This is a genomic window from Bacillus crepusculi (assembly GCF_014764715.1).
In the GTDB taxonomy this organism is placed as follows: domain Bacteria; phylum Bacillota; class Bacilli; order Bacillales; family Bacillaceae; genus Bacillus.
In genome coordinates, this window is the sequence record NZ_JACXXE010000001.1 from 254,777 (window position 1) to 277,556 (window position 22,780).

Below are 22,780 nucleotides of genomic sequence, written 5' to 3' on the forward strand. Positions count from 1 at the left end.
GTATGGAAAAAATAGAAGAAAACTATAAAGAAATAGCAGAAATAATAAATGAAATGATTCCTGTAGAATGGGATAAAGTTTGGATGTATGCAGAAATCGTGGATGATTCGTCAGAAGTGAATTTTTATTTCTGCAACCCAGGCAATGAAGAATTGATATATGGTCATAATATTCCTGAAAAGTATAGTGTTAGCAACTCTATTTATAAAGAGTTATTATTAAAACTTCTCCATTTTTTTGAAAACTTAAAAAAGGAATATGTAAAAAGTGGATTTGGAGATTGGTCGACAGCAATTTTAAAAATGGAGCAACCAGGGAAATTCTCGATTGAGTATGGGTACGAAGATATTTATTCATTAGGCATTGATGGTGATCAAAGAATAGCAGTTTGGGAATATGAAACGTTCGGATTTTTACCCGAAGATGAGGAAGATAAAGAAGCCGTATTAAATTATTTAAAAAATAAAGACGATAACTAACGCGCAATCCCCTCCGAATTAAGGAGGGGATTTGTCATATATGTTTCATATAAACCTCATTCCCTTTATCTAAACCGATAAACCGTCACCTTACAATCACCCAGTACCTCTTCAATCATCTCTTCAACAATCGTCCAATCGCCGCCAGCCAATCCGCAACCGATCCCGTATGGAATGGCGATGGACGTTTGGTTTTTCTCTTCAGGTGAATGTGTCACTGTATCCTTTAGGTGTTGAAAGCAGCTGCGTAAAGCATCGTAGTCAGTTTGCATTCTTGTTCTTCCGTCTTTTGTTGTGATGAGTTGAACGGAGCTTAACAAGTTATCTCCTTGTTCTGTACATAGCTGTTTATAATCTTTGAACACATTCGGATATTTGCTTTTGATCTGTTTGGCTAGTCCAGCTCCCATGACCCCTTTACAGTTCACCTGGTGACAGATGATGTCTTCGCTTGCCTCTAAAATGTTGCCATCCACCGTTTTGAGCATATGATGTAACCCCTTTTTGATAAAATAGAAACTTATGTTCTATTATAACAGTTGTGATCATGTGATTTAAGAGCCAAAATGCTTTTGATGCGTTTAATTGAAGACACTTCAACATGATCTGATTGTCAAAGTGGATACATGTCATCTAGAATATGGAGAGGCTACAAACGCGAAATCAAGCAGAAACAGTGAGGGGTAACATATGAATCTATTAGAAACGAATCGGTTAATTCTTAGACCGTTTTGCGATGAAGATGCGGCAGGAATGCTTGAGTACTTGGCTCATCCAAGAGTCAATTGTTTTCTCGATGATCGAATCTCTACATTAGAGGAAGCGGCCGCTAAGGTGCAAAAGAGAAAAGAAGATCACTCTTATGTAGCGGTTTGTTTAAAAGAAAGTGGGCAAGTTATTGGTGAGTTGTTTCATCTAAAAGAGGAGCCTGATACGTATTCAATCGGGTGGAATTTCAATGCGGCATATGAAGGGAAGGGATATGCACGTGAAAGTGCTGAAGCATTCTTGTCTTATTTATTCGTTGAAAAGGGAGCAAGGCGGCTTTATGCCTATGTAGAGGATGATAATGTCCGTTCACAGGCATTATGTGAGCGATTAGGCATGCGGAAAGAAGGCCTTTTTCTTGAGTTTATTTCATTTACGAACCATGAAGACGGCACACCTAAATATGAAAACACGTATCAATATGCTTTGCTAAAAAAGGAATGGGAGCAACATCACGCTCGTTAGACAAGTTAGTACATGAGGTTCAAGTGACAGAAAAGTGACAAACATGTCATATGATTCCATGTTTTGTTCGTTCGATCGATGGAGGCAGACATCTCATTTCAATTATCCTTGTCATAAATCAAGTAAAAAGGGATGAAATGAGTTGCGGGGATTTAATGAAGATTTATTTAGGTGGGTGAATCAGCTCAGTATCGATCATGGTCACTTGAATCCGATATTCATTGGATTAGCTGAATATACAGTGCTGTTAGCGGCACTCATGTGTTTGTTCATATGGTTTCAAAATCGCAGCAGGTATAATAGGGCGATGGTCGTATCTGCCGGACTTACTTTCATATTGGCAGAGATACTTGGGAAAATCGCAGGGGTCTTTTATGTTAATCAGCAGCCCTTTGCAGAAATGAGCCGCGTCAATCTTTTGATTCAAAAGGAAGTGAATAACTCGTTTCCAAGTGATCATACCATCTTTATTTTTTCGATTTGCCTGATCTTTTGGCTGTTTCACAAACGCCATATTTATTGGCTGATCATTGCGTGCTCGGTTGGTTTTTCAAGGATTTGGGTAGGTGTTCATTATCCATTTGATGTCTTAGCAGGTGCTGTCATAGCATGTTTAACAGCGGTCGCTGTTGTAGGTTTGCCGATATTTCAAAGGAGCGTTGACATCATCTTGTCATGTTATGAATGGTTTGAACAAAAATTGGTAGGGAAGAGAACAAAATAACATGTTGCAGCAAAATACCCCGATCTGTTATTGGCTCAGATCGGGGTACTCTTCATTTTCTCCAAAACGTTGAACAATCCGCTTTGTCTTCGATGTTAAATTCGATGATTTTTTTTAGAAGAGGATAATCAATGGGCAAGCTTTCTTTCATGCGAAACATCTTTTTTCCATGATCATAACCAGCTTGTACAATGTCAGCTGAAAAGCGATCAATTCCTTTTCCTTCTGGCGCGACAGAAATGTGATGTTTTGCGACGCTAAACCCAATAATAAATGTGCCATGATCTATGAACATGGGTTGATTCCATGCAATTCTTGGCTCTAATTGAGGGAATGTGTCTTCAATCCATTGTAAGATGTCTTGCGTGCGCTGCTTTAGCTCTGGGTTACCAATATTGCTTACATATTCTTCAAACACATGCATGATGTTTTATCCTCCATTTCCATCGACCTCATGCGCTGTTCCTAGAGATAGTAAAGCACTGAAGTTCTTGACCATATTATATAAAGAAACTTCATAAATGGAAAGCTACGCTCATCATTGGTGCCGTTGATCTTTTAGACAAATCTCACAAAATAGTCAAAGGACTATAATAAAAGTCCAGATTTGTTTCCAGCATGGAAGTGGGAAAGGGATGAACCTGTTGATGCGTAAAAGCGTGTACACAGACCCTTGCATTCGGTTTCATTCCTGCGTGCCGGTGCTCACGAATTTTACATTTCTTCCGATACTCGTCCTTCCTAGTAAAGAAACATCATTGTCTAGAAGAAATAAACGCATGTTCAAATGAAACGGTTATTGAAGATTCAAGTGATTCATATTAAAATGATGTCAAATGGACTAATTAGCAATTGCTAATAGAAGTTCCATATTTAGTGAAATCATGTCATGTAGCTGAAGGTGATTGGGGGTGTAGAATGAGCAAAGTTCCTGTTGCGGAATTGGCATCACTATTAAATGACTGGAACATGGAAATCAAAAAAGATCATGCAGATGAGGCAGAGCGGTTATTTGCAAAAGCGAAACAAGCAGTAGAGGAAATTGACGATGCTGAAATCCTCATGTACTATTCTCTTCTTGAGAAGAGGCATCACATTCTCATGTACAATTTAAGAGGACAAAAGGGCAATGTACCAACGAAAAGTATAGAAGGTCATTCTGGGAAAAAAGATGAGGATCTGTCGAATCGCCTCGCCTATTATTTTGATTTTTATGAGGGTGTGTATGAGCAGCACCAAGGGAATTATGAGGTTGCATTGCAAATGTATCAAAGTGCTGAAAAGCTCTTAGATAAAATTCCAAGTGAAATAGAACGTGCTGATTTTGATTTTAAGGTGGCATGGCTTTACTATCGTCTTAGTCATATTATGCTCTCATTAAGCTATATACGCAGAGCTCTCCACGTCTATAAACGTCACAAGCATTATGAAAGAAGAACAGCACTTTCATACTCTCTTATTGCTGCTAATCTCACAGAGATCGGCCGGTACGAAGAGGCGCTTGAGAATTATCGTCTGGCGGAAGAGGTTTTGACAAGCGAGCAGGATGACTTTATGCTGGCTCAGCATCACCACAATGTGGCCATTTTATATTCATTTTGGAACAAACCGAAGGAATCAATACGTCATCTTGAAAAAGCGCTGTCCCATCAAGAGTATTATGATTCGGATTTCTTTTTCCATTCTACGTATCTGATCAGCCGGGAACTCTGTGTGATTGGTGAAAAGCAGCGTGCAAGCCAATATATAGAGGCTGCATATGCCAGAATGAAAGATGCTTCTCATGAAGTGTTTCAGCTCAAAATAGGTATCGTACATGATCTTTACTTAACGAATGCACCACAAAGATTTCAGCAAATTGATGAGAAATTAAGAAAGTTAGAAGAAAAGAATGAATATCATGAAGTGAAGGAGCTTTCACATTTTGCGGCAAAATATTGTGAAAGGCAAGCATTTTATGAGCAATCTGTTTTTTACTTGAACAAAAGTTTGGAAGCGGATTTACATATGAAAAGAAAGGGGTTGATTTAAGATGAAAACAGGATTAAAAGTTTTATTCGTTGTGGGTTTAGCGATCGCTGCGTCTGTTCTGACTCAAAACGTTGCGGGTTCTTTCGAAGTAGCAGAAAAAATCATTGGTGGTTAATGACCAATCTATATCTTGCCCTTGTTGATGATGATCGTCAGCAAGGGTTTTTTATTTAAATAGGCTCTTCTTATTAAACGCTACAAGAACGTTTAATAAGAAGAATTCGCAACAAAGGGGGTGTGCAAATTTGTTACCTGCCCTATTATTCTAAATAAACATAGGGCAAAGCAACAAGTTAAAAAGGTCACCTTTCTTTGCTTAATTTAATTTTTTGCAGGACTTTTCATTCAAATTTTAACAAATTGGTCTATTGTACATAGAATTGAAAGAAAAAGCGTGAACACCGCTCCATTTGTCATGCATATGATGAGATGAAGTGTATCTAGAAGGTAGGTGATTGTATGGACCCACGGGTTTATGGAGGCTTTCACGGAGGCGGTTTTAGCGGAGGAGCAGTAGGCCCTCATATCGGCTTTGGCGGGTATTATGTGAGCCCTGGTGTGTACTCTGGCTTAGGAGGTTACCCTGGTTATGGCGGATTCGGGACATTTTCTGGATATTCTCCATATGGCTCCACGTTCATTATGGGGCGTCCACCTGGTTTTTATGTAAGAAGTTATTAGTGTTTCATCACAGTGATTGAAATAGCCACCTAGAGATTGGCTATTTCAATTGGTGAAAGTTTTTAAATGTAGCCGTGATCACAATGACCCCTAGGATGCAGATAGGTAGCCAAATGATGATAAACGGATCGTAAGCATCCGTGTACGCAGCTAAAGCAGCACCTAGGCAGTAAAAGACAATAGAACCGATTCGCAACAAGCTCACATGCTGAATAGGGGCTTTTCTTTTTTCTCGATTTGATAAGCGCTGAGCCAAGTCTTCAAATAGGTTAGCAAGTGTACTCGTTAGAACAGTTGTGGAAATGCCAGCGACATTTAATTTGCGCGCGGCCGTCGTCTGCATGCCCATGGCCATACTTAAAAGGATAATCAGCATAAAATAAGCACCCTGCGTATCAGGAAAAATGGTCATAAGAGCAAATAGAAGCAAAATCATCACTTCTATGATAAAGATGCGTGTAACAGCTTTTGGCCAAAATGTCTTTTCATGCTTCCCGCCCATCACAGCAGCAAGTAATACCCCTAAAACGAATCCACTCAGTGCGGTAATGGAATGCAGGGCGGTTAGCTGCAATGAACTTCCTGCTGCAATGCCAAGTAGCACAATATTACCCGTCATATTTGCTGTAAACACATGTCCTAGGCTCAAATAGCCAATCACATCCACAATTCCTGCGGAAAGACATAAGAAGGTTAGTGCTATGTTTCGAAATGAATGTGCGGTCAAAATGGTCATCCCTTTCATACTCTCTAATGAATAAGTGTAACGCTTAATGGCCGCGAATGTCCATCTTATGAGCTGGTAAAATGTCTTGAAGCTGATGCAAGACTTGTCTAAAAGCCTCCTCATTCACATGGTGCCTCATGCGGCGAAACGGATCGCCTTTTTCCTTTAGCCGTTCAATGACAGCCGGCATGGTAAACAGAGAAGGATGAAGTTCAGTGCGATTCAATTCGTCCCATTCAAGTGGTGTCGCAACGAGTCCAAGCTCGTTTCCTCTTGGGGAATAGGGGGCGATGATTGTTTTTCCAGCATCATGCTGAAGGTAGTCTAAATACAGACGATTTCCACGTTTTTTCTTTAGACGTTCCAGAGTAAAAAGTTCAGGTGCTTGTTCACATAAAAATTGACAGATAAATGCTGTGAATTGTCTCGTTTCCCCGTAAGTGAAGGCGTTTTTCTTTAATGGAATATACACTTGAAGTCCTTTTCCACCGCTTGTTTTGATAAAAGCCGTGAGAGAGAGTCCATCTAAAAGCGCTTTGATGCGTTTTGCAGCTTCTATGGCCAGGTGAAATTCTTTGACAGATGGCGGGTCTAAATCGAAGACAATTTCCGCTGGTCGATCGGTATCCCTTGTTTCAAAAGGGATATGAAATTCCATCGCCAGCTGGTTACCGAGCCAAAGTAATGTGTTAGGATCATTACAGACCGTGTAAGGAATATCTTCAACTTGATCTGTTACAACAAAATCTGGCGCATAATCAGGTGTTGACTTTTGATAAAAGAATTCGCCTCCAGTGCCATGAGGGAAGCGAATTAAAGTAAGACGCCTTTCGCGTAAAAAGGGCAATAAATAGGGAGCCGCTCGTCTTAAATAAAGTAAGTAATCTGCCTTGTTCAGATGAAGGGCTGGCACAATTGGTTTTTCAGGGTGAGTGACCTCAATGATGGCAGGGAGCGGATACAGCTGTTTGAGCATTTGCTGAAATGTACACGCTGCCGGATCTGCATCTAGTAAAAAAGAAGAAAAACGTGGCTCTCTTAACGCTGACCCATCAAAGGATATACAAGCAATATTTGCAACAATAGATGGTGGAATTTCATATTCAGATGCTCCTATGAGATCGCCTTGTGTTTGAAATAGCTGACGGAGTGTTTGTTCTTCTTCTTGAGAAAAACCATGCTTGAATTGGACAACCTCGATAAGAACCTTATCTTGATAAATGCAGCCCTGAAAATAGCCATTTTCTTTATCAAAACGGGTCACAATGACAGAGACATACCGCCAATTTTTGATTTTTAGCCATTCTTTTGAACGGGTATTGTCCTGCCATTTACTCGTCTTTTTTTTCGCAACTAGTCCTTCCGCTAAATACGTCGTCATCAGCTCTTTTATATACTCAGGGCGTGGATCTGTACGAATGATTTGAAGAAGGGAGGGGTACTCTAGCTGAACAGATGACGGGAGCTTCGCCTCTTGGAACACTTTTTGTAACCGGGTTTTTCTTTCCATCAGCGGTAAATCAACAAGGGATTTCCCTTTGCATCTTAATAGATCAAACGCAATCAAATGACATGGAAACCGCTTGGCCTGTTGCTGTATAGCATCTTTGTTTTTCAGCCTGCCTCTTTGCTGAACCCTCGTAAAATCGCTTTGCTGTTCACTCAGTAAAAAGACCAATTCTCCGTCAAGCGTCAGCGGTAAAAAAGGAGCCATCCGGTCCTTTAATTCAACACACTGGTCAATCACCTCTGGAAATTGTTCGTTTAGCCGTTTTCCGGCTCTGCTCTCTAAATGAATCTCGTCATCTTCCTCCCACAAAAGAATGGCCCGAAAGCCATCATATTTTAATTCATACAGCCAGTCTGCACCGGCAGGAATATCATGTGCAGACGTTAATCGCATAGGTTTCATTGTGCATCTCACTCCCTCATATCATGTGTTCTTAGAGTGGGATGAAATTTTCATTCACATACATAAGTCTGATGAAAACATTACATAGTAAGGAGAAAAGAACGGAGGCGACGCGATGCATACAGTTTGGAAAGGCGGCATTAGCTTTGGATTGGTCAATATTCCAATCAAGCTGTTTACCGCTACAGAGAACAAAGATATTAAATTACGACAGCTGCATAAAGAATGCCATACCCCCATTAATTACAAAAAGGTTTGTGCCAATTGCGGGGAAGAGGTAGCGCCAGAACAAATCGTGAAAGCGTATGAATATGCGAAAAATAAATTTATTGAATTGGACGACGAAGAGTTAGAGAAATTGCGAAAAGAAAATGAAGAAAAAGCCGTCGAAATCATTGATTTTGTGAAGATAGAAGAAATTGATCCGATTTATTATGAAAAAAGTTATTTTTTATCACCAGATACGGGCGGTGCTAAGGCTTATTCACTACTCAGAAAAGCACTTGAGGAATCGGGGAAAATAGGTGTTGCCAAGATTATGATCCGCTCAAAGGAGCAATTAGCGATTGTCAGATGCTATGAACATATTTTGCTGATGGAAACCATTCATTTCCCTGACGAAATTAGACAAGTATCAGATGTACCGAATATTCCGCAAGAGGAAAACATTGTCAAGAAAGAGTTAGATACAGCGCTCCTTTTAATCGAACAGCTGACCACAACATTCGACCCAGCCGCCTATCAGGATGAATACAGACAGCAACTAATGAATTTAATAGGGGATAAAATATCTGGAGAACATACGGTTCAGCCAGAAACGACAGGCAAAAAAGATCCGTCATCCAATGTGACGGATTTAATGGCAGCTCTTCAGGCTTCGATCGACCGATCAAAACCAGCCAAAGCAAAAAAAGCAGCGCCTAAAAAGAGAAAAGCACCAGCGAAAAAAGAACAGAATGCATAAATAAGACCGCTTACGGGCGGCCTTATTTCGGCTTTATCACGTCCTGAATCGTCCCGTCTTTTCGGTGGATGACCACGGACGTTCCTTTATTAGATGAAATCTCTTTCGCACGGTCAATAGCTTCCTGTTTCGTTTCTTTGACCTCGCTTGCGCGTTTCGCTTTTTCAGCTTGAACCGCCCAGCCGTCTCCATGTTTGACAACATGCTGCGCATGGTCCATGAGCTCAGGTCGTGCAGAGCTGCTTTTCTTAGAAGGAGTCACAGAGCCATGAGAGTGAAAATCCTCTATTTCTTTCTCAATGGCATTCTTTTTCCATTCTTTCGCTTGATTGATCGCAATTGGAATCGCTCTACCTTCTTCATAGCCTTCCTGCACCATTTTGTTGGCAATCTCAAGTGCTTTTTTTTGAATGACTTTGTCTAACGATTGAAATGGAGCTGGATAATCGTTCATCGTCCAAGGCATTTGAAACGCTCCTTTCTTTTATTTGAACACCTTCCCCGATCTGCAATCGATCAAACATACAAGTCCTCTCAAACGAATGACGGGGAGTAAAATACATCGTTTTGCTGAGGCAGCATCTCATCAATTCCCGCAGAATAGAAGATAGAAAAGGAGGGATTTTGATGATGATGAAAGGTCTGTATGAAGCACATTTACCTGTGAGTGACTTGAAGGCATCTATTGCGTTTTATGAAAAATTGGAATTGACACTTGCTCATGAAAATGAACGAGTTGCTTTTTTATGGATTGAGAAAGGAAAGAGCTGGATTGGCCTGTGGAAAGTAGATATAAACGCCTTTCCATACCATCCATCGACTCGGCACGTTGCCTTTCAAATTACTACGTCCAGCATCGAACAAATCAAAGCCTGGCTGATAGAAAAAGGGATCAGCATTCATCCGATGTTTGGCTTTTCGGAAGAGCAGCAGCCTTTAGTTCTTGATAATCCACCGCAATTTCATGCTGCTATATACTTTCTTGACCCAGATGGCAATCTGCTTGAATGCATAGCACCGCTAGAGCTTGATTCAGCAGGAGACTACGATATGACGACATATGAAGATTGGGATAGAAAGAAAAATCCGTTTATTGATTGACAAACCCCCTAATTGTAACTATATTGATTACAACGGTGGTGAAGGATTGTGAAACAAATTAGCAGCAGGTATTCGATTGCTGTTCATATTTTGTCATTTATTGCAGGTGTTCCAAAAGAATGTACTGGTGATTTTATTGCAGAGAGTGTCAATTCAAACCCAGCCATTGTTCGAAAAATGATGGCAATGCTCAAACGGGCGGGTCTCATTGAGATCCGCCGCGGAGTAGGCGGTGCATATTTAAAAAGACCGGCAGAGGACATTACACTGCTTGATGTGTACCGAGCTGTAGATGTAAGCGCGGATGAAGAGTTATTTAACTTCCACGAGCCAGTCATCGCCTGCCCGATTGGTCAGGCGATGGATACAAAACTGCGCAATGAACTAAAAGAAGCACAGACTGCTCTTGAGAATCATCTCAAACAAGTGACCATCAAGCAATTATTGACAGAGGCAGAATAGAAGAAGCTCAGGCAGCACCCTGAGCTTTTTTACACCATTGTTGTAATCAGTATGATTATAACAAAAGAACTGATGTATACCGGAAGCTGTTCCATCCAACAAACATCACCGTCGAATCACAAAATGAGGAGGTCAAACAAATGAAATTATTAGTAACAGGTGCAACAGGACAGCTTGGATCACTCGTCGTCAAGCATTTGCTCACAAAGGTACCAGCTGAACAAATTGCAGTCAGTGTTCGAGACGTGCAAAAAGCAACACATTTGAAGGAAGCTGGGGTGGATGTACGTCATGGAGATTTTACTCAGCCAGACACTCTTGCATCAGCGTTTCAAGGCATTGACCGTCTTTTGATCATTTCAACTGCGGATGGAGACCGCGTGCAGCAGCATACGGCTGCCATCCAAGCGGCAAAAGCAGCGAATGTGTCATTTATTGCTTATACAAGTGTTGTCAATGCAAGAGAGAGTCAGCTTGTTCTTGCACATGACCATGCAAAAACAGAAGAAGCCATTTTGTCCTCTGGCATTCCTCATGTATTTTTAAGAAACAATTGGTACGTAGAAAACGAAAAAGACACGATTCTGTCGTCCGTCAGCGGAGCACCATTTTTAAGCCCTATTGGCGAAGGAAAGGTTGGCTGGGCGACAAGAAATGATTACGCAGAAGCGGCAGCAAATGCGTTAACACTTCCGGCACATGACAAGGAAATATATGAACTGTCAGGCCCGCTACGTACACACACTGAACTTGCACAAATTGTCAGTGAGGTGAGCGGAAAAGAGATTAAAATAGAGCAAATCGATGTCGACACATTTGGAGAATTTTTAGCCTCAAATGGTGTACCACAAGAAGCTGTACCATTTGTCAAAGCCATTCAAAGCGGCATTCGCAATGGTGCCTTAGCCGTTGAAAGCCATGATTTTGAAACATTATTAGGCCGGCCATTAACACCTATTGAAGAAAGAATTCAAGAATTGATTTCAATATAAATATCCTCAAACGCCCTGTAAAAAGGGCGTTTTTTCATTCAGCCACAAAAGCAATATGTACAAATCTTAGACAAATCCCTTCGTTGAAATTTCAGAAATTTGGGATTAAAATGAAATTAAAGTCTATATTATTTAGTCATCAGATGACCAGATATAAATCAAAGTGCAGCAAAAGAAAGGGTGTTCACCGATGAAAGTCAGTTTATTCATCACCTGTTTAATTGACACCATGCAGCCAAATGTAGGAAAGTCGACAGTCGAGGTGCTAGAGCGGCTCGGTGTAGAAGTGGAATTTCCAGAAGCGCAAGTGTGCTGCGGACAGCCAGCCTTTAACAGCGGCTATACAAAAGAAACCATCAAAGCAGCAAAAAACATGATCAAAGCCTTTGAATCAGCTGAATATGTTGTGACACCATCAGGTTCTTGTAAGGCAATGTTTTTAGAATATCCTCATCTTTTAAAAGAAGACCCAGTGTGGTCAGCAAAAGCTGAGGCACTTGCAGCGAAAACGTATGAATTAACGGAATTTATTGTAGATATTTTGCACGTAACAAATGTAGGAGCGAGCCTGAAAGGAGAAGCAACCTATCATACATCCTGCCATATGACGAGACTGCTAAGAATTAAGGAAGCGCCTTTCACACTGTTGTCAAATGTCAAAGGTTTGACAATGAAACCATTGCCCCGCGCAGAAAATTGCTGCGGATTTGGAGGAACCTTTTCAGTGAAAATGACACCTATTTCTGAGCAGATGGTCGATGAAAAAGTACAAAGCATAGAGGAAACAGGTGCTGAATATATCATTGGTGCTGACTGTGGATGTCTCTTGAACATTGGCGGGAGGCTGAATCGCCTTAATAAACCAATACAAGTGATGCATATCGCAGAAGTATTAAATAGCCGCTGACAAAAAGAGGGGGAATGGCACATGAGTATGAAAATTGGAGAGAAGGCCTTTAAAGAACGGATCGGGGAAGGCTTGGAAGACACTGTCATGAGAGGCGCTGTTTCCTCAGCGCAGGAACGCCTGTATGAAAGGCGGCTATCTGCAAGCGAAGAGCTTGGCAACTGGGAAAAATGGCGTGAACTTGGCGAGGAAATCAGACAGCATACGCTCATGCACCTAGGTGACTACTTATATCAATTAAGCGAAAGCGTGAGTGCGCGCGGGGGGCATGTCTTTTTTGCGAAAACAAAGGAAGAGGCATCAGCGTATATTCAAGATGTGGCACAGAAAAAAGCGGCCAAAAAGATTGTCAAATCAAAATCAATGGTCACAGAAGAAATTGAAATGAATCAAGCGCTGGAAGAGATCGGTTGTGAGGTAGTTGAAAGCGATCTTGGCGAATATATTCTGCAAGTAGATGATCATGAACCGCCGTCACATATCGTGGCACCTGCCCTTCACATGACGAAAGAACAAATAAGGGACGTGTTTCACGAAAAGCTCGGATATGAGATGTCAGAAACCCCTGAAGATATGACGAGCTTTGTGAGAGCCATCTTACGAGAAAAATTCCTCGAAGCAGATATAGGTGTGACTGGCTGTAATTTTGCTGTGGCCAACACAGGTTCCATTTGTCTTGTGACAAATGAAGGGAATGCGGATCTTGTCACGGCCATACCAAAAACGCATATCGCCGTGATGGGGATGGAGCGGCTTGTTCCCACGATGGAGGAGCTAGATGTCCTTGTTGGTCTTTTGTGCAGAAGTGCAGTCGGTCAAAAGTTAACGAGTTATATTTCTATCGTCGGTCCAAAGGGAGAGGGAGAAGTAGATGGCCCAGAAGAATTCCATTTGGTCATTGTTGATAATGGAAGGTCGAATATATTAGGTACAGACTTTCAGCCTGTTCTCCAATGTATCCGGTGCGCAGCCTGTATCAACGTGTGCCCAGTTTATCGGCATGTTGGTGGACATTCGTATGGATCGATTTATCCAGGGCCAATTGGCGCTGTTCTTTCGCCGCTTCTTGGCGGCTATGATGACTATCAAGAGCTTCCCTTTGCGTCAAGCCTGTGCGCAGCCTGTACAGATGCTTGTCCAGTGAAGATTCCACTTCACGAGCTATTAATTAAACATAGACAAGTCATCGTTGAAAAAGAGGGAAGAGCGCCTAAAGCTGAAATGATGGCGATGAAAATGTTCGGAATGGGGGCATCGACTCCTATGATGTATCAATTCGGGACAAAAGCAGCTCCTTTTTTCATGAATCGTATGGCTTCAAACGGACAAATTTCAAAAGGCATGGGTCCTTTAAAGAATTGGACAGATATTCGTGACCTGCCAGCTCCAAGCAAAGAACGCTTTAGGGATTGGTTTAAAAAGAGACAAAAGGGGGAGCGATCATGAAGGGAACCATTTTTCATCGAGATTCGTTTTTAGCCCATATTCAGCAGCAATTAGGTAAATCTCCATCTCCATCTATTCAGCGTCCGGAATGGAAGCATCGAGTACAGTGGGAAACAAACGGTCTTCTGTCTAAAGAAGAATTGGTGAAGCAATTGAAGAAGCAATGTCAACAAATTCATACAAGAGTGATAGAGACAACGCCTGAGGAAGCGCCTTCTGCATTACAATTATTGATGACAGAGTATGGAGAGGGCTCCGTGATAACCTCACAAGATCGTCGTTTTGAACAATATGGATTCCGCCCTATGTTTAACGGGTTGCAAAAAGAGGGAATCTCAGTCACCAGCTGGAATGCAGATGCATCAAGGGATGAAAAGATAAGGCAGGCAGAACAAGCAAAATATGCCGTTGTGTTTAGTGATTACACACTTGCAGAATCTGGAACGGTTGTTCTTTCATCTCATCAAGGTCAAGGAAGAGCACTTCATTTTTTACCGATGGTATATATCGTGTGTATAGAAAAAAGCTCAATTGTTCCACGGATGATTCAGGCTGTTTCGGCTCTCAATCGCTCAGTAGAGGAGGGAGAGCAGACGAAAGGTGCCATTCATTTGATATCAGGCCCGAGTAATTCTGCCGATATTGAGATGAATCTAGTGGTTGGAGTTCATGGTCCAGTTCGGGCCGTTTATCTATTAATAGATGATGAATGAAGGCTTTTATGATGAAAGCTTTTTTTATCAAAAAAATCATCTTGCCTCTAGGTGAATGGACATAGTAAGATGACCACATACAAGGTGAGAAGCTCATCTACTGCTGATGTAAAGGAAGCTGCTTATGGAAATGAATACAACTGCTCCAAAGAAGTCCATCGCACTACCGCTTGTGATTTCAATTATTGCTATTTCGTTTTCTGCCATCATTGTGAAATGGTCGAGTGCTCCTGCTGCTATTTTAAGTATGTATCGAATGCTCTTTGCAGCGGCTCTCATGCTGCCGTTGATCCTGCCGCGTAAAAAGGAATTTCTCTCAATTAAGCGTAGAGACTGGTTTTTCTTATGTATGTCAGGCTTCTTTTTAGGGCTCCATTTTGTGTTGTGGTTTGGATCACTGAAGCTAACCACAGTGGCAAGCTCTACGATCATCATCGCTCTTCAGCCGATGGTGTCCTTATTAGGTGGATTTCTCATTTTCCGTGAACGGACAACACGGTCTGCGATATTCACGATGTGTGCAGCGATTGTTGGAGCACTCATGATTGGGTGGGGAGATATAGGGCATAGCGAGGCGGCAATTATAGGAGACATTTTATCCTTTTTAAGTGTGATCGCTGTTGTCTGTTATTTATTAATAGGTCAACAGGCTGTGAGAAAAATATCTCATTGGATTTATAGTTTTTGTGTATTTGGTTTTGCCGGCCTTTTTTTAATTCTTTTCAACCTGCTTCAGCAAACTCCTTTCACAGGCTATCCGGGAAAAGAATGGGGAATCTTTTTATTACTCGCCATTATCCCTACCATGTCTCATGTCATTAACAATTGGCTTTTAACCTATGTCAATGCCACAACCATTTCAATGAGTATTCTCGGTGAACCCGTTGGGGCTACGATACTTGCTGTATGGCTGCTTGGAGAGAAAGTCACACTGCTGCAAATGATGGGCGGTCTTCTTGTCCTTTTAGGTGTCTTTTTCTTTTTAATGCAGCAGCGTCAAGGCATCGTGATGAAATCAAAAAAATCCGGTTAATCTCCGGATTTTTTACTCTTTTAAATGGTTTCTTTCAATGACTTGGTTTAATCTAGCCTCGACCTTTTTCAATTCCATCCTTTTCTTTCTGATCATTCGAAACGCGATGACAATCATTGTCACGATAAATGCGATGAATAGAAGTGAAAACACTTGAAATAGGATATCTCCAATGTTAAATACAACATTCTCTTCATTAGACATGCGTAAAACCTCCTTCTCTATCTATATATTACCATATTCAATAAAAGATTGAGATTTATTCATAATTTATCTATAATAGGTAAAATATCACTCATTAAAGGAGAACCAATATGAGAACTTTAGTCCTTTTACGAGGTCTCCCAGGTGTAGGTAAATCAACATGGATCAAAGAGCAAGGCTTAGAGCCGTATACTTTATCAGCTGATCAGATCCGTCTGTTGACCCAACCGCCGCAGTTATCAGTCAATGGGAAACCGGAAATTACAAGCAAGCATGATCATAAAGTCTGGTCATTATTATTTGATTTGCTCACAGCCCGACTGGAACGCGGAGACTTTACTGTCATTGACGCGACACATGTTACAAGCAAGTCGATATCTCAATATAAGTCGTTAGCTACGACAAATCGTTACAGGGTGTATGTCGTCGATTTCACGCACGTGCCGCTGGAAACAGCCCTCCTGCAAAATCGATCACGAGAACCTCACAAAGTTGTGCGGGAGTCTGTTTTGTATCAAATGAACGAACGGTTAAAAACAGAAAAGGTCCCGTCATGGGTGACCGTTTTGCAGCCGGAGGAATATCCGCACGTGATGACCTATCAGCCTCGATCCTTTGATCAATATGATGCCATTCATGTCTTCGGAGATATTCACGGTTGTTATACAGCTCTTACCACCTATTTGCAAGGAGACATCAAAGAAAATGAGCTGTATATCTTTGCAGGGGATTTGCTTGATAGAGGAATAGAGAACAAAGAAATATTAGAATGGATGCTCGCACATAGAGAATGCCGGAATGTCATCGTGATTGAAGGCAATCATGATCAGCATTTATACCGGTTTGCACATGGCGAAAAAGTAAGAAGCAACATGTTTACCCGTCATACTGCACCTGAAATCGAAGCAGCAGACTTTGATTTAAAAGAAGTAAGAAAGTTTGTCAGAACCTTTCATCAGCTTACTTATTTTACGTACCATGGCAAGACATATCTTGTGACCCACGGGGGGCTTGCTCATTTGCCAGAAGAGCTTCTGCATGTCTCGACCCAGCAGCTCATTCACGGCGTTGGTGAATATTCAGATGACATTGACCACTTATTTGTTCAAAACACAGCTGGATTAGATGTCATTCAAATTCACGGGCATCGCAATTTATACAGGCTGCCTATTCAAGCGGCAGAAAGGTCTTATAACCTCGAAGGTCAGGTTGAATTTGGAGGACAGCTGCGGGTGTTGAAAATCACAGCTGAAGGGATTGAGACACATGAAATTAACAATCCTGTTTATAGAGTCTCCGAGAAAAAACAATCGACTTCTGTACCAGCAGATATTTCGCTGGATGATTTTTTAGATCATTTAGATCAGCATGAGTATGTACAGGAATTAAAGCTGCCGCACCATATTTCATCTTTTAATTTTACGAAAAAAGCTTTTAGTGAACGGCAATGGGACGACGTGAATGTGAAGGCAAGAGGTTTGTTTGTCAATATGGCTTCAAAGCAAATTGTATCTAGAAGCTATAATAAATTTTTTAACATTGATGAGCGACCTGAGACAAGAATGCAGCATTTAGTGAATCACCTTCAATTCCCTGTCACCGTATATGATAAAGCAAATGGATACTTAGGAACTGTCGGGTATAACGAAATGGAGGATGAATTGGTGTTTACGTCTAAATCGTATACATCACATGTCAAACAAAATCCGCATGCTTCCTGGATCGAAGAGCTATTTTATAAAACCTTTGACGATGTGCAGGCAAGCTACATCAAATCATACGTACGTGACCACAATGTATCTCTTGTGTTTGAAGTCATTTTGCCAGAGAAAGATCCACATATCATCGCATATGATCAAGATCAACTTATTTTACTTGATATTGTGAAACGGCAGCTAAGCTATGAAAAAGCGCCATTCGCTGAAGTGAAAAGATTAAGTGGCCAGCTTGGAATGTCATGCAAAAAGGAAGTAGCTGCGTTTCAAGATTGGACGTCTTTTTATAAATGGTATCAGGCAGTTTCTCATGACGACTCGATCAAAGAAGAAGGATATGTCATTGAGGATAATCGCGGATTTATGACCAAACTCAAGCTTCCTTATTATCAATTCTGGAAACAGATGCGCTCGATAAAGCAGCGCGTTGCAGAGAAGCGTTCCTCGCAAAAATATATGCAAGCTTTGCAAACGGCAGAGCAAGCTAGATTCTATACGTGGCTTCTTGAGCAAGATGCAAAGCATGTGAAAAATAGTTCAATTATTGAACTGCGATCACAATTTGAGCAAAGCGATGCTGTCCAATTGAATAAAGATGGAATAAATGCATAATCTAAAAAAGAGTCTTTTCTAAAGAAAAGGCTTTTTTCATGCGATTGAAAGGTGGACGTTTATATGCCTGACCATATTGAAGTAATTCTTCGGACGATATTTGCTTTTGCTATTTTATTTGGCGGAGCACGTCTTCTTGGAAAACAAACCATTGCACAAATGAATATTTTTGATTTTATTGCGGCTATCAGCTTAGGCTCCATTGCAGCGAACTTGGCGTTTAATACAACGCTTCCGCTTCATCACACAACGATTTCCTTTGTGTCACTTGTCATGATCATTTATGTGATTTCTTTGCTTGCTTTAAGAAGCCGGAAGATGAGAGGGTTTATGGCTGGCAAACCAACCCTTGTTATACAAAATGGCAAAATTCTTGAAGAGAATATGAAGGGGATGAGATATACCCTTGATTATTTAAACCAGCAGCTGAGAGAAAAAGACGTGTTTGACATTAGCGAGGTTGAATTTGCGATGATTGAAACAGATGGACATATGTCAGTGAAAAAGTACCCCTCGTTTGAAAATGTAACACGAAAGGACCTTCATTTGTTCAAGGAGGCAGAGCGTTACATGCCTATTGAGGTCATCATGGACGGAAAGCTCATTATGAAAAACATTGATGAAAATCAATTAACAGAGCAATGGATACATGAAGAGCTTCAAAAAAGGCAACTTTCCTTAAAGGACATTGTATACGCTGTACGCTCAAGTAATGGACGCTTATATATTGATACATATGACGATCACATCCATTCTCCAATCGATCAGGAATGAATGTGTAGTGCCGAGGACACCCGTATGTCACAAAGCTGCCAATATTTATAAGTCGTTTGGATGCAACCTAACTAGGTATCATGTCTCAATTATTATTATTTTCAGAAAATGTGATGACTGAGGGAAATAAGTGTGTTTAAGTATAAATAGAAGAAATTAAAATATTAATATAATATACCTCAAGCGGAATGAACGTTCATTCCTAAAAAGAGAGGAGGGGATCACATGCCGGCAGTTACGGATAAACAAGAGCAGATCATGAAGGCTTCACTTGATTTATTTATTGAACGAGGCTTTGATGGCACGACAATGCCGATGATTTCAAAAAGGGCAAACGTCGGAGCGGGAACCATTTACCGGTATTTTGATAGTAAAGAGGCACTTGTCAATATTTTGTACCAGCGCAGCCTCACTGCATTTATCGAAAAAATGAACACAAACAGTCCAGATCCAAAAGCAAGTATCAGGGATTACTTTAAGCATGTATTTTATTGTTTGGTTTTGTTTACAAAGGAGAATCCAAGCGGGCTATATTTTTTAGAAATTGATAAGCGGTCCCATTACTTAGACGAGACGAGCAAAGAGAAAATGCAGCATTTGTTAAATGAGCTATTCCTTATCTTTGAAGAAGGGAAAAAGGATGGGATTCACCCGAATCTTTCAGGTAGAACCATTTTATCGATTGTATTTGGTGCCTTTGTGCAGCTGCATAAACAGATCCTTGCAGAGGAAATAGAGCCAACAATTGAATTTATAGAGGAAATTGAGCAATGCTTATGGCGCGCCATTAGCGTTGCATCTTAATGAAATAAAGGGAGTGGGAATATGCAACAAACATCAATCATTCCAAAACCAAAAACATACGGACCGCTAAAAAATATCCCTCTGTTGAAAAAGGGAGAGCTTTCTCAAACTTTTTGGCGGCTGGCAGATGAATTAGGACCGATCTTTCGATTTGAATTTTCAGAAACAACCGGTGTTTTTGTTTCCAGTCATGAGCTTGTCCAAGAAGTATGTGATGAGAGCCGATTCGATAAATTCATCGGGATTAGTCTTGATAAAGCAAGAGCATTTGCAGGAGATGGCCTATTTACAAGCTGGACAGAAGAACCAAACTGGAGAAAAGCTCATCAAATCTTGATGCCGGCGTTTAGCCAGCAGGCGATGAAGGGCTATCACGAGATGATGCTCGATATTGCAACGCAGCTTGTGCAAAAATGGCAAAGAACAGGTCGCGATGAAGAAATTGAAGTAGCCGAGGATATGACAAAGCTCACTTTAGATACAATTGGTCTTTGCGGTTTTGATTTCCGGTTTAACAGCTTTTATAAAGAGAATCAGCATCCATTTATCGAAAGCATGCTGAAAGGCTTAAATGAAGCGATGGACCAATCGAAGAGATGGCCGATTGCAGATAAACTCATGATCAAAAGAAGAAAAGAATTTGAGCAAAATGTCGATTTTATGAAGCAATTAGTAGATGATATTATTCAGGAACGGAAAAAACAAGATAAAACGGGCGATGATTTGCTGTCCCTTATGTTGCATGCTGCGGACCCTGAAACAGGTGAGCGTCTGTCAGATGAAAATATCCGTTATCAGATCATTACCTTTTTAATCGCGGGGCATGAAACGACAAGTGGTCTGCTATCATTTGCGATTTATTTCTTATTAAAGAATCCAGAGAAACTAAAGAAAGCCGTCCAAGAAGCAGATGAAGTTCTACAGGACGGTCTGCCGACATTTAAGCAGGTGCAAAAGCTAAGCTACACCCGTATGGTGTTACATGAGGCACTTCGACTTTGGCCGACTGCGCCTTCTTTCTCAGTTTACGCTAAAGAGGACACAGTAATCGGAGGGGAATTTCCGATTGAGAAAAATCAAAGTGTGACTGTGCTGCTTCCTAAATTACACCGTGATCAAGCGGTTTGGGGAGAGGATGCGGAAGAATTTAAACCAGAGCGGTTTATGCATCCTGAAAAAATCCCGCAGCATGCTTATAAGCCTTTTGGGAATGGCCAGCGTGCATGTATTGGGATGCAATTCGCACTTCATGAAGCCACGATGGTTCTAGCTATGGTCCTAAATAATCTTGAATTGATTGATCACACATCATATGAACTTGATTTAAAAGAATCTCTGACAATTAAGCCAAACGATTTTAAAATCAAAGTACGGCCAAGGAAGCAGCAATTCTTTATGGCACCTCCGAAAGAGGAACCGAAAAAAAACGCTACATCTAGTGAGTCAAAAGTGACCAGTCACGGTACACCTCTGCTTGTCTTGTATGGATCAAATCTTGGTACAGCGCAGCAGATGGCCAACGAATTTGCTGAAGATGGAAAAGCAAAAGGGTTTGATGTCACTACTGCCCCGCTTGATGATTATACACGCCAATTACCAGAGTCAGGTGCTGTCTTAATCGTGACGGCTTCATACAACGGACATCCGCCTGATCATGCGAAACAATTTGTGGATTGGGTGACGCAGGATGAGGAGCAGGATTTATCAAACGTGACCTTTGCAGTCTTTGGATGCGGAGATCGAAATTGGGCGAGTACGTATCAGCGTATTCCGCGTCTCATTGATGAAGCACTTGAAAGAAAAGGAGCAAAGCGTGTTACTGATTTAGGGGAAGGCGATGCAGGCGGTGACATAGATGAGGATAAAGAAATATTCCAGAAGACTGTTTTCGAAGAGCTTGCAAAAGAATTTCATTTAACTTTTCAAGAGAAAAGTCAGGAAAAGCCAAAGCTATCAGTTGCTTATACGAATGAGCTTGTGGAACGTCCTGTGGCGAAAACATATGGTGCCTTTTCAGCTGTTGTATTGAGAAATAAAGAATTACAATCTGAAAAAAGCCCACGGCAAACAAGACATATTGAACTGAAATTGCCTGAAGGGAAACAATACAAAGAAGGGGATCATCTCGGGATTGTACCGAAAAATAGTGATGCACTCGTTCAGCGGGTGACCAGTCGCTTTCAACTAGATCCTCAGCAGCACATTAAGCTTTCTTCTGAAAAAGAGGCAAGTCATTTACCATTAGACCAGCCAATTCAAATCAGAGAATTACTCGCGTCACATGTTGAGCTTCAAGAGCCTGCGACACGTACGCAGCTAAGAGAGCTTGCAGCATATACAGTATGTCCGCCTCACCGCATAGAGCTTGAACAAATGGCTGGTGAATCCTATCAGGAAACCATATTAAAGAAACGGGTAACGATGCTGGATTTATTAGAGCAATATGAAGCGTGTGAGCTACCCTTTGTACACTTTTTAGCGCTTTTACCAGGCTTGAAGCCGCGTTATTACTCGATTTCCAGCTCGCCAAAAGTCGATGAAGAGAGGCTTAGTATCACAGTAGCAGTTGTGAAGGGTAAAGCGTGGAGTGGCCGCGGAGAATATGCTGGTGTCGCATCCAACTATTTATGTGGTGTGCAAGAAGGAGAAGAAGTGGCCTGCTTCCTGCATGAAGCGCAGGCAGGATTCCAGCTTCCGCCTTCATCTGATGTACCGATGATCATGATCGGACCAGGAACAGGAATCGCCCCATTTAGAGGGTTTGTTCAGGCAAGAGAAGTGTGGAAGAATGAAGGAAAACAACTTGGTGAAGCCCATCTTTACTTTGGCTGCCGTCACCCTCATGAAGATGATCTGTATTTTGATGAAATGCAGCAGGCAGCGCAAAAAGGAGTTGTCAACATCCACCGGGCTTATTCTCGCTACGAAGAGCAAAAAGTATATGTCCAGCACTTGTTGAAAGAGGATGGTAACATGCTGATTGAATTGCTTGACCAAGGTGCGTATCTGTACGTTTGCGGGGACGGAAAGGTCATGGCACCAGACGTAGAGGCTACACTTGCCGGACTGTATCAAGCCGAGAAGCAGTGCTCGAAGGAAGCAGCTGAAAATTGGCTGACATCACTTTCGAATAACAATAGATATGTAAAAGATGTGTGGAGCTAAAAGCAGCGAAAACCGCCAAATTGGCGGTTTTTTTAAGTTGACATAGAGAGATCAATAGAATGGTTGTTGGGAAGATACAAAACACCTAATTTAAAAATGAA

The 22,780-nt window shown here is 41.3% G+C and carries 23 protein-coding genes; 17 read left to right on the forward strand and 6 right to left on the reverse strand.

Annotation, left to right across the window (positions count from 1 at the left end):
• The first annotated feature begins 2 nt into the window (after window positions 1-2).
• Window positions 3-479, forward strand: coding sequence for a TIGR01741 family protein (locus IEE86_RS01250; protein WP_191095573.1), 477 nt, complete (start codon window positions 3-5; stop codon window positions 477-479).
• A gap of 65 nt (window positions 480-544) precedes the next feature.
• Here IEE86_RS01250 and IEE86_RS01255 read toward each other — a convergent pair whose 3' ends face one another.
• Window positions 545-967, reverse strand: a complete 423-nt coding sequence (locus tag IEE86_RS01255; protein ID WP_191095574.1) for a macro domain-containing protein — start codon at window positions 965-967, stop codon at window positions 545-547.
• A gap of 202 nt (window positions 968-1,169) precedes the next feature.
• Between IEE86_RS01255 and IEE86_RS01260 the strand changes: the two genes are divergently transcribed.
• Together IEE86_RS01260 and IEE86_RS01265 are read left to right on the forward strand one after the other, a co-directional pair.
• Entirely contained in the window at window positions 1,170-1,712 is a 543-nt protein-coding gene (locus tag IEE86_RS01260) for a GNAT family N-acetyltransferase (RefSeq protein WP_191095575.1), read from the forward strand.
• Window positions 1,713-1,854: 142 nt separating this feature from the next.
• Window positions 1,855-2,436, forward strand: a complete 582-nt coding sequence (locus IEE86_RS01265) for an undecaprenyl-diphosphatase (protein WP_191095576.1) — start codon at window positions 1,855-1,857, stop codon at window positions 2,434-2,436.
• Window positions 2,437-2,488: 52 nt separating this feature from the next.
• Here the strand turns inward: IEE86_RS01265 and IEE86_RS01270 are convergent, their stop codons facing one another.
• Window positions 2,489-2,860, reverse strand: coding sequence for an iron chaperone (locus IEE86_RS01270; RefSeq protein WP_191095577.1), 372 nt, complete (start codon window positions 2,858-2,860; stop codon window positions 2,489-2,491).
• 494 nt (window positions 2,861-3,354) lie between these two features.
• On the opposite strand from IEE86_RS01270, the gene IEE86_RS01275 reads away from it, so the two are divergent.
• Complete coding sequence (locus IEE86_RS01275) at window positions 3,355-4,467, forward strand: response regulator aspartate phosphatase (protein ID WP_191095578.1); 1,113 nt, start codon at window positions 3,355-3,357, stop codon at window positions 4,465-4,467.
• Between the two features lie 459 nt (window positions 4,468-4,926).
• Window positions 4,927-5,148, forward strand: a complete 222-nt coding sequence (locus IEE86_RS01280) for a hypothetical protein (RefSeq protein ID WP_191095579.1) — start codon at window positions 4,927-4,929, stop codon at window positions 5,146-5,148.
• A 40-nt stretch (window positions 5,149-5,188) separates the two neighbouring features.
• Here the strand turns inward: IEE86_RS01280 and IEE86_RS01285 are convergent, their stop codons facing one another.
• Both IEE86_RS01285 and IEE86_RS01290 read right to left on the reverse strand, forming a co-directional pair.
• Window positions 5,189-5,884: a YoaK family protein gene (locus tag IEE86_RS01285; RefSeq protein WP_191095580.1), complete on the reverse strand. Its 696-nt coding sequence runs from the start codon at window positions 5,882-5,884 to the stop codon at window positions 5,189-5,191.
• Between the two features lie 34 nt (window positions 5,885-5,918).
• Window positions 5,919-7,787, reverse strand: a complete 1,869-nt coding sequence (locus IEE86_RS01290) for a DNA ligase D (RefSeq protein ID WP_191095581.1) — start codon at window positions 7,785-7,787, stop codon at window positions 5,919-5,921.
• 115 nt (window positions 7,788-7,902) lie between these two features.
• On the opposite strand from IEE86_RS01290, the gene ku reads away from it, so the two are divergent.
• On the forward strand, window positions 7,903-8,751 hold the full coding sequence (gene ku / locus IEE86_RS01295) for a non-homologous end joining protein Ku (protein ID WP_191095582.1): 849 nt from the start codon (window positions 7,903-7,905) through the stop codon (window positions 8,749-8,751).
• Between the two features lie 22 nt (window positions 8,752-8,773).
• Here ku and IEE86_RS01300 read toward each other — a convergent pair whose 3' ends face one another.
• Entirely contained in the window at window positions 8,774-9,217 is a 444-nt protein-coding gene (locus IEE86_RS01300) for a DUF2188 domain-containing protein (protein WP_191095583.1), read from the reverse strand.
• A gap of 161 nt (window positions 9,218-9,378) precedes the next feature.
• Here IEE86_RS01300 and IEE86_RS01305 point away from each other — a divergent pair, with 161 nt between their 5' ends.
• The 7 genes from IEE86_RS01305 to IEE86_RS01335 all read left to right on the forward strand — a co-directional run bounded on the left by IEE86_RS01305 (window position 9,379) and on the right by IEE86_RS01335 (window position 15,405).
• A complete protein-coding gene (locus IEE86_RS01305; RefSeq protein ID WP_191095584.1) occupies window positions 9,379-9,852 on the forward strand; it encodes a VOC family protein in 474 nt (157 codons plus the stop codon).
• Window positions 9,853-9,900: 48 nt separating this feature from the next.
• Window positions 9,901-10,314 (forward strand): Rrf2 family transcriptional regulator, encoded by a 414-nt coding sequence (locus IEE86_RS01310; RefSeq protein WP_191095585.1) that lies wholly within the window; start codon window positions 9,901-9,903, stop codon window positions 10,312-10,314.
• Between the two features lie 140 nt (window positions 10,315-10,454).
• Window positions 10,455-11,306 (forward strand): SDR family oxidoreductase, encoded by an 852-nt coding sequence (locus IEE86_RS01315; protein ID WP_191095586.1) that lies wholly within the window; start codon window positions 10,455-10,457, stop codon window positions 11,304-11,306.
• Window positions 11,307-11,496: 190 nt separating this feature from the next.
• Window positions 11,497-12,213: a (Fe-S)-binding protein gene (locus IEE86_RS01320; RefSeq protein WP_191095587.1), complete on the forward strand. Its 717-nt coding sequence runs from the start codon at window positions 11,497-11,499 to the stop codon at window positions 12,211-12,213.
• Between the two features lie 21 nt (window positions 12,214-12,234).
• Window positions 12,235-13,659, forward strand: coding sequence for a LutB/LldF family L-lactate oxidation iron-sulfur protein (locus IEE86_RS01325; RefSeq protein ID WP_191095588.1), 1,425 nt, complete (start codon window positions 12,235-12,237; stop codon window positions 13,657-13,659).
• Window positions 13,656-14,372 (forward strand): LutC/YkgG family protein, encoded by a 717-nt coding sequence (locus tag IEE86_RS01330; protein WP_191095589.1) that lies wholly within the window; start codon window positions 13,656-13,658, stop codon window positions 14,370-14,372. The genes IEE86_RS01325 and IEE86_RS01330 overlap by 4 nt, the downstream gene beginning before the upstream one ends.
• A gap of 124 nt (window positions 14,373-14,496) precedes the next feature.
• Window positions 14,497-15,405 (forward strand): DMT family transporter, encoded by a 909-nt coding sequence (locus IEE86_RS01335; protein WP_191095590.1) that lies wholly within the window; start codon window positions 14,497-14,499, stop codon window positions 15,403-15,405.
• A gap of 12 nt (window positions 15,406-15,417) precedes the next feature.
• Here IEE86_RS01335 and IEE86_RS01340 read toward each other — a convergent pair whose 3' ends face one another.
• On the reverse strand, window positions 15,418-15,609 hold the full coding sequence (locus tag IEE86_RS01340; RefSeq protein ID WP_191095591.1) for a hypothetical protein: 192 nt from the start codon (window positions 15,607-15,609) through the stop codon (window positions 15,418-15,420).
• 110 nt (window positions 15,610-15,719) lie between these two features.
• On the opposite strand from IEE86_RS01340, the gene IEE86_RS01345 reads away from it, so the two are divergent.
• The 4 genes from IEE86_RS01345 to IEE86_RS01360 all read left to right on the forward strand — a co-directional run bounded on the left by IEE86_RS01345 (window position 15,720) and on the right by IEE86_RS01360 (window position 22,679).
• Entirely contained in the window at window positions 15,720-17,936 is a 2,217-nt protein-coding gene (locus IEE86_RS01345; protein WP_191095592.1) for an RNA ligase, read from the forward strand.
• 63 nt (window positions 17,937-17,999) lie between these two features.
• Window positions 18,000-18,710 (forward strand): DUF421 domain-containing protein, encoded by a 711-nt coding sequence (locus IEE86_RS01350; protein ID WP_191095593.1) that lies wholly within the window; start codon window positions 18,000-18,002, stop codon window positions 18,708-18,710.
• A gap of 225 nt (window positions 18,711-18,935) precedes the next feature.
• On the forward strand, window positions 18,936-19,514 hold the full coding sequence (locus IEE86_RS01355) for a TetR/AcrR family transcriptional regulator (protein WP_191095594.1): 579 nt from the start codon (window positions 18,936-18,938) through the stop codon (window positions 19,512-19,514).
• A 21-nt stretch (window positions 19,515-19,535) separates the two neighbouring features.
• Entirely contained in the window at window positions 19,536-22,679 is a 3,144-nt protein-coding gene (locus tag IEE86_RS01360; RefSeq protein ID WP_191095595.1) for a bifunctional cytochrome P450/NADPH--P450 reductase, read from the forward strand.
• Window positions 22,680-22,780 lie beyond the last annotated feature (101 nt).

What these genes read in the sequence shown, in the direction of transcription:
- IEE86_RS01250 (WP_191095573.1), top strand. Translation starts at nt 3, where the DNA reads ATGGAAAAAATAGAAGAAAACTATAAAGAAATAGCAGAAATAATAAAT.
- IEE86_RS01255 (WP_191095574.1), bottom strand. Translation starts at nt 967, where the DNA reads ATGCTCAAAACGGTGGATGGCAACATTTTAGAGGCAAGCGAAGACATC.
- IEE86_RS01260 (WP_191095575.1), top strand. Translation starts at nt 1,170, where the DNA reads ATGAATCTATTAGAAACGAATCGGTTAATTCTTAGACCGTTTTGCGAT.
- IEE86_RS01270 (WP_191095577.1), bottom strand. Translation starts at nt 2,860, where the DNA reads ATGCATGTGTTTGAAGAATATGTAAGCAATATTGGTAACCCAGAGCTA.
- IEE86_RS01275 (WP_191095578.1), top strand. Translation starts at nt 3,355, where the DNA reads ATGAGCAAAGTTCCTGTTGCGGAATTGGCATCACTATTAAATGACTGG.
- IEE86_RS01280 (WP_191095579.1), top strand. Translation starts at nt 4,927, where the DNA reads ATGGACCCACGGGTTTATGGAGGCTTTCACGGAGGCGGTTTTAGCGGA.
- IEE86_RS01285 (WP_191095580.1), bottom strand. Translation starts at nt 5,884, where the DNA reads ATGACCATTTTGACCGCACATTCATTTCGAAACATAGCACTAACCTTC.
- IEE86_RS01290 (WP_191095581.1), bottom strand. Translation starts at nt 7,787, where the DNA reads ATGAAACCTATGCGATTAACGTCTGCACATGATATTCCTGCCGGTGCA.
- ku (WP_191095582.1), top strand. Translation starts at nt 7,903, where the DNA reads ATGCATACAGTTTGGAAAGGCGGCATTAGCTTTGGATTGGTCAATATT.
- IEE86_RS01300 (WP_191095583.1), bottom strand. Translation starts at nt 9,217, where the DNA reads ATGCCTTGGACGATGAACGATTATCCAGCTCCATTTCAATCGTTAGAC.
- IEE86_RS01305 (WP_191095584.1), top strand. Translation starts at nt 9,379, where the DNA reads ATGATGATGAAAGGTCTGTATGAAGCACATTTACCTGTGAGTGACTTG.
- IEE86_RS01315 (WP_191095586.1), top strand. Translation starts at nt 10,455, where the DNA reads ATGAAATTATTAGTAACAGGTGCAACAGGACAGCTTGGATCACTCGTC.
- IEE86_RS01320 (WP_191095587.1), top strand. Translation starts at nt 11,497, where the DNA reads ATGAAAGTCAGTTTATTCATCACCTGTTTAATTGACACCATGCAGCCA.
- IEE86_RS01325 (WP_191095588.1), top strand. Translation starts at nt 12,235, where the DNA reads ATGAGTATGAAAATTGGAGAGAAGGCCTTTAAAGAACGGATCGGGGAA.
- IEE86_RS01330 (WP_191095589.1), top strand. Translation starts at nt 13,656, where the DNA reads ATGAAGGGAACCATTTTTCATCGAGATTCGTTTTTAGCCCATATTCAG.
- IEE86_RS01335 (WP_191095590.1), top strand. Translation starts at nt 14,497, where the DNA reads ATGGAAATGAATACAACTGCTCCAAAGAAGTCCATCGCACTACCGCTT.
- IEE86_RS01340 (WP_191095591.1), bottom strand. Translation starts at nt 15,609, where the DNA reads ATGTCTAATGAAGAGAATGTTGTATTTAACATTGGAGATATCCTATTT.
- IEE86_RS01345 (WP_191095592.1), top strand. Translation starts at nt 15,720, where the DNA reads ATGAGAACTTTAGTCCTTTTACGAGGTCTCCCAGGTGTAGGTAAATCA.
- IEE86_RS01350 (WP_191095593.1), top strand. Translation starts at nt 18,000, where the DNA reads ATGCCTGACCATATTGAAGTAATTCTTCGGACGATATTTGCTTTTGCT.
- IEE86_RS01355 (WP_191095594.1), top strand. Translation starts at nt 18,936, where the DNA reads ATGCCGGCAGTTACGGATAAACAAGAGCAGATCATGAAGGCTTCACTT.
- IEE86_RS01360 (WP_191095595.1), top strand. Translation starts at nt 19,536, where the DNA reads ATGCAACAAACATCAATCATTCCAAAACCAAAAACATACGGACCGCTA.